Annotated in this window: 9 protein-coding genes; 2 read left to right on the forward strand and 7 right to left on the reverse strand. The window is 34.4% G+C overall.

The genetic code is table 11. From position 1 onward, the window contains the following. Positions 1-31 precede the first annotated feature (31 nt). Positions 32-1,684 (reverse strand): UxaA family hydrolase, encoded by a 1,653-nt coding sequence (locus tag HYN86_RS05065; protein WP_113679857.1) that lies wholly within the window; start codon positions 1,682-1,684, stop codon positions 32-34. Between the two features lie 173 nt (positions 1,685-1,857). Here HYN86_RS05065 and HYN86_RS05070 point away from each other — a divergent pair, with 173 nt between their 5' ends. Next, positions 1,858-2,748: an AraC family transcriptional regulator gene (locus tag HYN86_RS05070; protein WP_113677063.1), complete on the forward strand. Its 891-nt coding sequence runs from the start codon at positions 1,858-1,860 to the stop codon at positions 2,746-2,748. 150 nt (positions 2,749-2,898) lie between these two features. Here HYN86_RS05070 and HYN86_RS05075 read toward each other — a convergent pair whose 3' ends face one another. The 5 genes from HYN86_RS05075 to HYN86_RS05095 all read right to left on the reverse strand — a co-directional run bounded on the left by HYN86_RS05075 (position 2,899) and on the right by HYN86_RS05095 (position 9,238). Next, positions 2,899-3,678 carry an L-fucose dehydrogenase gene (locus HYN86_RS05075; RefSeq protein WP_057115557.1) on the reverse strand — a complete coding sequence of 260 codons (780 nt, stop codon included), beginning with the start codon at positions 3,676-3,678 and terminating at the stop codon, positions 2,899-2,901. Positions 3,679-3,976: 298 nt separating this feature from the next. Further along, positions 3,977-5,662 (reverse strand): sodium/sugar symporter, encoded by a 1,686-nt coding sequence (locus HYN86_RS05080; protein WP_113677064.1) that lies wholly within the window; start codon positions 5,660-5,662, stop codon positions 3,977-3,979. A gap of 250 nt (positions 5,663-5,912) precedes the next feature. Further along, complete coding sequence (locus HYN86_RS05085; RefSeq protein WP_113677065.1) at positions 5,913-6,971, reverse strand: UDP-glucose--hexose-1-phosphate uridylyltransferase; 1,059 nt, start codon at positions 6,969-6,971, stop codon at positions 5,913-5,915. A 17-nt stretch (positions 6,972-6,988) separates the two neighbouring features. Next, positions 6,989-8,149: a galactokinase gene (gene galK, locus HYN86_RS05090; protein ID WP_113677066.1), complete on the reverse strand. Its 1,161-nt coding sequence runs from the start codon at positions 8,147-8,149 to the stop codon at positions 6,989-6,991. Between the two features lie 36 nt (positions 8,150-8,185). Then, positions 8,186-9,238 carry an aldose epimerase family protein gene (locus tag HYN86_RS05095; protein ID WP_113677067.1) on the reverse strand — a complete coding sequence of 351 codons (1,053 nt, stop codon included), beginning with the start codon at positions 9,236-9,238 and terminating at the stop codon, positions 8,186-8,188. 101 nt (positions 9,239-9,339) lie between these two features. Between HYN86_RS05095 and HYN86_RS05100 the strand changes: the two genes are divergently transcribed. After that, positions 9,340-10,338 (forward strand): GntR family transcriptional regulator, encoded by a 999-nt coding sequence (locus HYN86_RS05100; RefSeq protein WP_113677068.1) that lies wholly within the window; start codon positions 9,340-9,342, stop codon positions 10,336-10,338. An 11-nt stretch (positions 10,339-10,349) separates the two neighbouring features. Here HYN86_RS05100 and HYN86_RS05105 read toward each other — a convergent pair whose 3' ends face one another. After that, positions 10,350-11,039, reverse strand: a complete 690-nt coding sequence (locus tag HYN86_RS05105; protein WP_113677069.1) for an NUDIX hydrolase — start codon at positions 11,037-11,039, stop codon at positions 10,350-10,352. Between the last annotated feature and the right edge of the window lie 444 nt (positions 11,040-11,483).

An 11,483-nucleotide genomic window follows, 5' to 3' on the forward strand; every position in this document is an offset into this window, starting at 1 on the left:
TAAATTTTTATGAGTTGTTTTTAATAGTCTTTTACAAAGATACGCCGCGTTTCCACGGAATAAAATCATCTTGGTTTAATTGAACTGCTTTCGGAATAATTTCTCCGCTTGCCGCTTTGATGCAATATTCTAAAATCTCTTCGCCCATTTCTTCAATAGATTTTTCACCACTGATGATTGGCCCGCAGTCAATATCAATAATATCTTTCATTCTTGTTGCCAGAACAGAGTTTGTTGCGACTTTAATTACCGGACAAACTGGATTTCCTGTTGGAGTTCCCAATCCTGTAGTAAATAAAATTAAAGTTGCTCCAGAAGCCGCTTTTCCAGTTGTTGCTTCCACATCATTTCCTGGTGTACAAACCAAACTAAGACCTGGTTTTGTAACCAATTCGGTATAATCTAAAACATCAACAACAGGAGAAGTGCCGCCTTTTTTGGCCGCTCCAGCACTTTTGATAGCATCTGTAATTAAACCATCTTTGATGTTTCCTGGTGACGGATTCATATGAAATCCAGAACCAACTTTATGTGCCAGTTCATCATAAGATTCCATTAAATCTATGAATTTTTTGGCTTTATCTTCAGTAATACATCTGTCAATTAAATTCTGTTCGGCGCCGCATAATTCTGGGAATTCGGCCAAAAGAATTTTTCCGCCTAAAGCTACCACTAAATCAGAAGTATAACCCACAGCAGGATTTGCAGAAACACCGCTGAAACCATCGCTTCCGCCGCATTTTACACCAATGCATAAATCGCTCAAAGGCGCATCAGTTCTTTCGTATTTATTGATTTCGATTAAACCTTCAAATGTTTTTTTGATGGCATTAGTAATCAAAACTTCTTCGCTTTCTGTCTGCTGCTGTTCAAAAATAAACATCGGTTTGTCAAATTCTGGGTTTTGTCTTTTTACATCATTTACAAAATCCTGAACTTGTAAATGCTGGCATCCTAAACTCAAAAGTGTGATTCCGCCAACGTTTGGATGATTGGCATAAGAAGCCAATAAAGCGCTCAAAGTTGAAGCATCCTGACGAGTTCCACCGCAGCCGCCTTGGTGATTTAAGAATTTAATTCCGTCTACGTTTTCAAAAACACGTTTGTTTTTCGGAGTCGGATTTAATTCAATATTAATATCATTAATGTCATTTCCGTTCAAATAACCTTCCAGTAATTCGTGCGTAAATTGATTGTATTTGTCGGTTACAGCATACCCCAATTGCTTGTGTAATGCTTCTTTGATGACGTCAAGATTTCTGTTTTCACAAAAAACTGTCGGAACAAAAAGCCAGTAATTGGCCGTTCCAACACGTCCGTCTTTTCTTTTATAACCTTTAAAAGTTCTGTTTTCAAATTTAGAAACATCAGGCGCATTCCATTCGTAAGAAGCATTTCTGTAAGCGTAAGGATCTGCGGCATGTTTTAAGTTTTCGGTCGTCATTAAACTTCCTTTTGCCACATCACATTGTACTTTTCCCACCAAAACACCGTACATATTTACTTCTTCTCCCTGCTTCATGTCCTGCATGTAGAATTTATGTTTGGCTTTGATGAGGTCTTGTAAAACGTAAGTTTCGTTTTCAAAAAGAATGGTTTCTCCTTTTGGTAAGTCGGTTAAAGCTACCAGAACATTATCGTCTGGATGCAGTTTTACGACTAATTTTTTAGTTGTATCAAGCATTGTCTTGTTGTTTTTTTTCTTTTTTGTGTTGTCGTTTGCTGTAGTTAGGGAAGAAGTTAAGCACTTTGGTTTCACTAAAATTTGGGCAGTAAACGAAAAATAAAATTAGTTTTTTTAGCCTTTTGTTATTAGTCTAATATTATCCGTGTATAATCTTTAATTATCTTTGCAAGATGAAATTGGAACAAACCAAAATAGCGTCTTATCTCAATACAAAAGTGTCGGTATTAAATCGTATCGAGCCTTTTTTTCAAGCGCCTTTTCATTCGCATCCTGAATTGGAATTGGTGTATGTAAAAGAGAGTTACGGCAAGCGAATTATTGGAAATTCGGTCTTGCCATTTGAACCCGGTGACATGGTTTTTTTAGGTTCTGATATTCCGCACGTATGGCTGAATGACGAGAAATATTATCAGGGAATTGAAGATTTAAAAGCGAATTCGATTGTCGTATATTTTCATAAAGATATTTTTGGACCAACTTTTTACGAATTAAAAGAAACCCAAAAAATCAACGAACTCTTTTTTCAGGCTGGAAAAGGGATTTCGATTATCGGAAAAACCAATAAGCAGATTGCTAAAAAATTGGAGAAGCTAGTTTCAAAAAAAGACTTTGAGGTAATTGTCGGACTTTTTGAGATTTTGTCTATTCTTTCAGAAAGTCAGGATACTATTTATATCAATGACGAAATTTATTCTTTGATGCAGAAAGATTCAAAAGTAGATCGTCTTTCAGAAGTTTTTCAATATGTGAATAAAAATTACAAGAAGAATATTTCACTCGAAGAAATTGCCGCTGTCGCGAATATGACTCGGACTTCTTTTTGTAGAATGTTCAGAGTTAAAACGAAGAAAAATTTTGTGGATTATCTGCACGAAATCAGAATCTCGAATGCCTGTAAATTGCTGCTGGAAACCGATAAAAGTATGTCTGAAATTGCATACGAATGCGGTTATAAAACAGCTTCAAATTTTAATAAACTCTTCAAAAAAGTTAAAGGAATAACGCCATCTGATTTTAAAAATAATGCGAAGATGAGTTTTGCCACAGATTATAAAGATTAAAAAGAATTCTCTTTAGTTTGTCACCCTGAGCGAAGTCGAAGGGCGTTCCAATTGGACGTGGGCTTCTCCCGAAGCCTCGGGATCGCTCAGCCTGACAAAACTTGATGTAAAAATCCTTTTAATCTGTATAATCTGTGGCAAAAAAATATTTTAAATAGATCGATCTAAATGTGTATAACCACCATCAACATAAATAATCTGTCCAGTGGTATGACTTGATTTTTCAGACAACAAGAAAACTACCATATTAGCAATTTCTTCAGCTGTTGTCATCCTGTTTTCTAGCGGAATATTTTTTGTAATTGCGGCTAATTTTTCTTCTTTATTTTCAAAAGTATTAATCCATGTTTCGTAAAGCGGCGTGTAACATTCCGCTACAATTACAGCGTTTACACGAATGCTGTATTTCAGTAATTCTACCGCCCATTCTCTGGTTAAAGCATTTCTTCCACCGTTTGAAGCAGCATAAGCTGAGGTTCCGCCTTGACCTGTTTCGGCAGTTTTAGAACCAATGTTTACAATTGCTCCTTTTGATTCTTTCAAATACGGAAGCGCATGCTGTGCCATTAAATAGTAATGCACTAAATTTTTGTGAAGAGAAGCAGCAAAATCTTCATAATTTCCGTTCTCTAATCCTACGCCGTCATTAACGCCGGCATTATTTACCAATCCGTCAATTCTGCCAAATTTTGCGATTACGGCTTCAACGGCTTTTTTGCAGTCTTCGGGTTTTGTCAAATCGGCGGCAACTTGATGCGCTTCTTTTCCAATGGCTTTTAATTCTTCTACGGCTTTGATGTTGTCATTTTCGTTACGTCCAACGATAAACGGAATTGCATTTTCTTCGGCTAGAACTTTAACGATTCCTAAACCGATTCCTTTTGCGCCTCCAGTAACGATAATGATTTTTTGGGTTAATGATAACTGCATGATTTATATTTTAATTTAAATACTTTTAATTTTTGTACCACAGATTCAAAGGAGTAGGAGGATTTATGATTGTCACCCTGAGCGATCCCGAGGCTTCGGGAGAAGGGCGCTCCAATTGGACGTGGGCTTCTCCCGAAGCCTCGGGATCGCTCAGCATGACAAAAATAGAGATGAAAATCATTTTAATCCTTTGAATCTGTGGCTATTTTTTATTCAATAATATTCTTTAAAAATTTACAGCTGTTGTTCATAACAAACAACAGCTGTAAAAATAGAGAGAATTAGAACTGATAATTTATTACCAGAACTTCACATAAAGCGCGACAATAATCAATAATGTAATTACGATTAAGACTGTTGTCTGCGGTTTAACTTTAAACATTCCTGGTTCTGTTTCGAATGCTTTAGGGTTTACTTTTGGTCCGGCAAAACTCATCAAGATCATCACTAACATGGTGAAGAAGAATGATAATCCCATACAAATGTGGAACGGAATTTCGTAAGCTCCTTTTCCGTTAGGATATGCTGTGTATAACAGTGTATCAGGTCCAAATAATGCAGGAGCGTATTCGTTAAATAAAACTGACAATACGAATCCTAAAATTACACCCACGATTGCTGCAGATCCAGTAGTTCTTTTCCAGAACATACCAAGGAAGAACATAGCAAAAACTCCAGGGCTGATGAATCCAGTGTATTTTTGGATATATGTAAATCCGCCGACACCACCGATTCCTAAAACGTCATTCCAAGTAAATAGAACGGCTAAAAGCATTGCAGCAAAAACGGCAAGACGGCCAATATTTACCTGCTGCTTTTCTCCAGCTTCTTTTTGAATGTATTTTTTATGAATGTCTAATGTATAAATTGTAGAAATACTGTTTACTTTTCCAGCCAAAGAAGCTACAATGGCAGCCGTTAAAGCCGCAACAGAAAGTCCTTTTAATCCCGTTGGAAGGAATGTTAATATAGCAGAATAAGCTCCATCTTTTCCTCCAACTAGTTGAGGCAGTTGACCGTTTGTGTATAAAACGTAAGCAGCAATACCAGGAAGCATTACGATAAGAGGCATTAATAATTTTAGCATACCAGCAAATAAGATTCCTGTACGAGCAGTTTGTAAATCTGCTCCAAGTGCTCTCTGCGTAATGTATTGGTTACATCCCCAATAGTTTAAGTTGATAATCCAGATACCAGCAAGGTAAGACATCAAACCTGGGAAAGTCAAATATTTGTCAATTTCTAATTGAGAAGAAGCCGCAGTTGGTTTTGGAATAATCATTTTGAAATGCTCTGGCGCTTCTTTCATTAAAACTTTGAAACCAGCAATTGCATTTTCGCCAACACCAAAAGCTTGTCCAACCGTTGTTAAGGCGATGTAAGAAGTTACCAAACCTCCAATGATTAATACAGCAACTTGAATAACATCTGTGTAAGCCACAACTTTCATTCCTCCAAGAGAAATAAATAAAGCAAATACAGCCAGACCGATCATAATAGCATGAAGATATTCTCCACCAGCAAGACCGTTAATAGCAACTGCTCCTAAATATAAAATAGAAGTTAAGTTTACAAAAACGTACAAAAACAACCAGAAAACTGCCATAATCAAAGCAGTAGATTCGTTGTAACGTGTTTTTAAGAATTGCGGCATCGTGTAAATCTTGTTTTTAAGATATACAGGGATAAACCACACAGCTACAATAATAAGTGCAACAGCAGCAAGCCATTCGTAAGCGGCAACAGCGATTCCTAAAAAGAAACCTTCACCACTCATTCCGATGAATTGTTCTGCAGAGATGTTAGAAGCAATTAAAGAAGCTCCAATTGCCCACCAAGTTAAATTTCCTTCAGCCAAAAAGTAAGCTTTAGCATCTTGTTCGTCTTGTTTACGTTTACGATAAACGGTGTAACCGTAGACAGAGACTACGATAAAATAGATAATAAAAACCGCATAATCTGCGAAAGCGAGGTTTTGGTTCATTGTTAGTAGTATTTTAAATAATTATTATAGGTAAAGTTTGTTTATAAGTTGTAATTCGTTTTTGTGTTGTTTAATCTTGTTAAAAATGCAAGATGTGTTTTATTTCTGTTATTTTTTTATGAAAATAAAAGCAAAAGCCAAATGTAAAATAAAAAATTATAAATGAACCATCAGCAAATGTGTTTTTTACATTTATTGATGGAGTATTGTGTTAAAATTTCTTCTTTTCATCTTAGTACACCAACAATTTCTAAGCTTTTACGAGCGTTTTATAATGAACATCTGATAACTGTCTTAATATTTCAGCACTCTTTTCTGGTGTAATATCACGCTGCGATTCGCCTAACATTTCATATCCAACCATAAATTTTTTCACGGTTGCCGATCTTAACAGCGGTGGGTAAAAATGCATGTGAAAATGCCATTCAGGATGATCGAAACCATCTGTTGGAGACTGATGAATTCCTGAAGAATATGGAAAAGAAGTATTAAATAAATTGTCGTATTTAGTCGTTAATTGTTTTAAAATTTTAGCAAAAGCAGTACTTTCTTCAGCAGAAAAATCTGTGATTTTGTTGGCAGCTCTTTTACTCACAATCATAGTTTCGTAAGGCCAGATTGCCCAAAAAGGCACTAAAGCTACAAAGTGATCGTTCTCAATTACAATGCGCTCTCCAGTTCTCAATTCGGCCTGAACGTAATCTTCCAGTAATGTTCTTCTATTTTTATCGTAATATGATTTTAAACTGTTATGCGTTTTTTCAACCTGAGTTGGTAACGACGACTGTGCCCAGATTTGTCCGTGCGGATGCGGGTTGCTGCAGCCCATTACACTTCCTTTATTTTCAAAAATCTGAACGTGATTGATGTATTTTATATTTCCTAAATCGGTGTATTCTTTCTGCCAGGTTTTAATGATATTTTCAATTGCTGGAATTTCCATTTCTGGTAAAGTAAGATCGTGTCTTGGCGAAAAGCATACCACTCTCGAAATTCCCTGTTCTGGTTTTACTTTAAAGAAAGTATGTTTAATATCGTCCTCAAAAATAATTTCCTCCTGCTTCATCGCAGCAAAATCATTTTCAAAAACAAAACTGCTGTCGTAGACTGGATTAGTTTCTCCGTTGGCACGAACATTTCCCGGACATAAATAACAAGTAGGATCGTACTTTGGAAGTTCTTCTGTAGAAATAGTTTCGTTTTGTCCCTGCCAAGGGCGTTTTGCACGATGAGGTGAAACTAAGACCCATTCGTTGATTAAGGGATTGAAGCGTCTGTGAGGATCTTCGTTAATGTCAAAATTTTTCATTGTAGTGTGTTGTGGTATTAAAGTAGTGTTGTTCCGTTTGAGATTTTTACATCATAGAATTTTAATTCAATTCCAAATTTATCTAAATAAAGATTTGAAAACTTACGTTTTACCTCATTTTCTTGGCCTTTTTTAACTAAATTAATTGTACAACCTCCAAAACCTCCTCCCATAAGCCTAGAACCAATGATAGATTCGTCTTCTTTTGCAGTATCTACAAGGAAATCTAACTCTTCGCAGCTTACTTCGTATTCTTGCGACAATCCATAATGCGTTTCAAAAAGCAGTTCACCTAAATGTTCGATATTTCCTTTGTCCAAAGCTTCGCAGGCTTTTATGACACGATTAATTTCTTTAACCACAAAATGAACTCTGCTGAAAACTTTCTCAGTCATTTTATCCTTAAGACTTAAAACTTGTTCTTCTGAAGCATCTCTAAAACTTTTTACTTCTGGAAAATGACTTTTTATAATTGATAAACCTTCTTCGCATTCTATTCTTCTAGTATTATACTCGGAAGTAAAAAGCGAATGTTTGACATTAGAATCTAATAAAATCAATGAATAATCTTTAAAATCTGCATTGTGATATTCGAAATCTAAAGTGTTGCAGTCCAATTTTATCACTTTATTTTCAAGACCATGAACGCTTGAAAACTGATCCATAATACCGCAGTTAATACCTACCCAGTGTTCTGCTTTTTGGCCCAATAAAGAAATATCAACTTTTTCAATCTTTAAATCGAAAAGCGATTTGATTCCGAAAATCATGCCGCATTCTAAAGCTGCAGAAGATGATAATCCAGAACCAACTGGAATATTACTGCTGAAAACACAATTGAAACCTTCAAAAGAATATCCATTATCCTGCAATTGTTTGATTACGCCTCGAATATAATTAGTCCAAACTACATCGCTCAATTTTACTTCTTCCGTAAGGTCAATTTCAAATTCTTCATTCAAATCGACAGCAATTATCTTAGAAGTTTTAGTGTTGTTTTTTTCAAAAGCGAAACAAATTACTTTGTCAATTGCAGCTGGTAAAACATAACCGTCGTTGTAGTCGATATGTTCTCCAATAATATTAATTCTTCCTGGAGAAAGTACCGTTTTTTGAGGAGAAGACCCAAAAGATTTCTCAAAAAAAGCAACGGTGTTTTGTATTAAAATATCATTCATTATAAAAGTGAGTGTAATGGTGGTTTTTGAATTTAGTTAGTTCAAATTTTCAAATTTGTAAACTGTTTTTTGCGTATACTCTTCGCCTTTTCTCAAAACAGCATTTGGGAAATGGCTGTGATTGGGTGCATCTGGAAAATTCTGCGTTTCAAAACAAATACCGCTTTGCGCATTGTAATCAACATTTTCTTTTCCTTTTAATTTTCCGAAACAATTTCCTCCTACATATATATGTACACTCGGCTGATCGGTATAAACATCCATTCTCAATTTATTTTTTAAGCTGATTAACTGCGCCACGATTTCCGTTTTAGAATTGACCACAAAAGAATTGTCAATTGGAAACGGACAGTTTTTAGTATTTCTGAAATCAAAATCATGATTGGTTAAATCGGTATAATTTCCAGTTGGAATATTATCTGGATTGGTCTCCAGCATTTTATCCGATTTGATAAACATTTGCTGCTCTAAAACATTTCCATCATGTCCGTCAAGGTTAAAATAACTATGATGTGTCAAATTAATAACAGTATCTTCTGTAGAAACAGCTTTATATTCTAATTTTAATTCGTTTTCTTCAGTCAAAGTATAAGTCAAATAAACGGTCATTTCACCTGGGAAACCTTCGTCTATATGTTCGCTCAAAAGGCTAAAAGTAAGGGATGGATTTTCTCCAGAAATTACGCTTGCAACGTTCCAGATTTTTCTTCCAAATCCCATGTCACCGCCGTGAAGGGTATTTCCGTTATTGTTTTCATCAAGCTTAAAATCGATGCCATTTAGACTAAAAGAAGCTTTATGAATACGTCCTGCATAACGGCCGACAGTAGTTCCAAAATAAGGAGCGCTTGGTAAATTATAAGATTCTAAGTAAGATTCCAGATTATCAAAACCTAAAACCACATCTATCGACTTTCCATTTAAAGGAATTTGGATTGAAGTTACTGTTGCGCCATAGTTGATGACCTGAACTTTCATTCCGTTTTTGTTAGTCAATTCAAAAGAATAAATTTCTTCTTTATTGGGCATTAAACCAAACAATTTGCAATTATGAGTCTCCTTTAAATGCGATATGTGTTTTATTTCCATATAATTTTTACCAAAAATGAAATCCAAAAATAGAAACATTCTTTATCTTTGCATACCAGTACCTACCAGTTTTTAATATTAATAGTCAAAATGACTTTATTGTGAACATTATTTCAATTCAAAATAATATTGGACTTCCAAAATATAAGCAGATTATTCTTTCAATAGAAAAAGCGATTGAAGAGGGCAATTTGAAAAAAGGCGATCGTCTTCCATCTGTCAATAAAGTCTGTTTGGGCTTTTCTTTATCGCGCGATACAGTGCTTCTTGCTTATGACGAATTGAAGAAAAGAGGAATTATTTATGCTATTCCTGGAAAAGGCTATTACGTGAAAAGTGTTGAAATCACTATTACTCAGAAGGTTTTCCTGCTTTTTGACGAGCTTAATATTTTTAAAGAAGATATTTATAATTCGTTTCTAAAAAATATTGGTAAAAATGTTCAGGTTGATATTTTCTTTCATCATTTTAATGTTCAGGTTTTCAAAAAACTGATAAATGACAGCAACGGAAATTATACAAAATATATAATCATGCCGACGAACTTAAACGATATAGTCGATACGATAAAAACCCTACCAGTAAGCGATGTAATTATTTTGGATCAGACCAATCCAGAGTTAAAAATGTTTCCTGCTATTTATCAAAATCACCAAAAAGATATTTTTGATGGATTGCTGAAAGCCAAAAAAAGATTGGAAAAATATAAAAAGCTGATATTAATTTTCCCAGGTTTTAGAGAACCGCCGGGAATGAAACTTGGTTTTGAATCTTTCTGTCAGGAATACAATTATGATTATGAAATTATTTCAGATTTCAGCAATCAATCTATTGCATTAGGAGATTTGTATATTATTCCGCACGACCGAGATTTGCTTTTGGTTATAGAGAATGCCCTAAATCGAAACCTAAAATTAGGAGAAGATTTTGGAATTATATCCTATAATGAAACAGCTCTGAAGAAAATCGCTGCCAACGGAATTACAACCATTTCAACCAATTTTGAATTGATGGGAAAAATTCTGGCCGATATGGTTTTGAAAGGAACAAAAGAGCAGATCGAAAATAGATCTGCTCTTATAGTTAGGAATTCTTTATAGCGCCGTTTCAGTTATAAATTCAGCACAAAATCATTAAGTAATTTTTCTTCGTATTTCTCTTTATTAAAGGTGTATAAATAAGAACCTTTTCGAGAAGACTGCATATCTTTTTCGTCTAATTTATTTAAGATTTCCAAAGAATTAATTTTACTAATGAAGTTTCTTTTGTCCAGTTCTTTGCTCAAAATCGCTTCATACAATTCTAAAAGCTGACGCATGGTAAATTTCTCAGGAAGTAATTCAAAACCAATTGGCTTTACAGAAGTTTTGTAACGAAGTCTCTTAATGGCGTTTTGAACCATTTCGTTATGGTCAAAAATTAAATTTGGCGCATCATTAATTGGAAACCATTCTGCGTGATAATTTTTAATTAATTCAGCATTGTGGTTTTCAATATTAATTAAAGCAAAATAAGAAACCGAAATAGTTCTTTCTACAGGATCACGATCGATTTCGCTGTAAGCATACAACTGCTCCATATAAATATCATTAAGACCAGTATAGGTATTTAATATTCGGATAGCTGCAGCATCTAAAACTTCGTCACGTTTTAAAAATCCTCCAATCAAAGACCATTTTCCTTTCTCGGGTTCGAAATCTCTCTTGATTAAAAGTATTTTCAGACCCTCATTATCGAATCCGAAAATGATGCAGTCAACCGCCAGTAAAACTTTATCGGCAGAACTATAACTATTTAACATATGTAATTAATTTGGACGGTAAATATATAAACTTCTTAAAACGTTTCATAATTTATTAATGTTGATTTTACACTTATGTTAAAACAGCGCGAATAAGAAGTTATGTTACTCGATATTACTTCTAAAGAAAACCAGATTTTTACTTCTTAATCTTCTCAATTTCAAATCAAAATAACGAGTCAAATGTAGAAACATTTTTAAAACAGATCGGTACCCGAAAAATTATTTCATTTTCAAAATTCAAAAAAGAGAATCGTTGTTATCAAACAGATGGTCTTTGTATTTTTTTGTCAATTTTTCAGATTCTTAACTTTTTATTTGTCTGCCTATCTTTTTCCTCAATCCTTTAACGATGCTCATTTCAGAAGCAAAATTATGAAATCTGTTTTTTGCAACCAGTTGTTTTGATAATTTTATTTTTTTATGAGAGTTATTTTTGTTTAA

It is taken from the genome of Flavobacterium fluviale, from assembly GCF_003312915.1.
Taxonomy (GTDB): Bacteria; Bacteroidota; Bacteroidia; order Flavobacteriales; family Flavobacteriaceae; genus Flavobacterium; species Flavobacterium fluviale.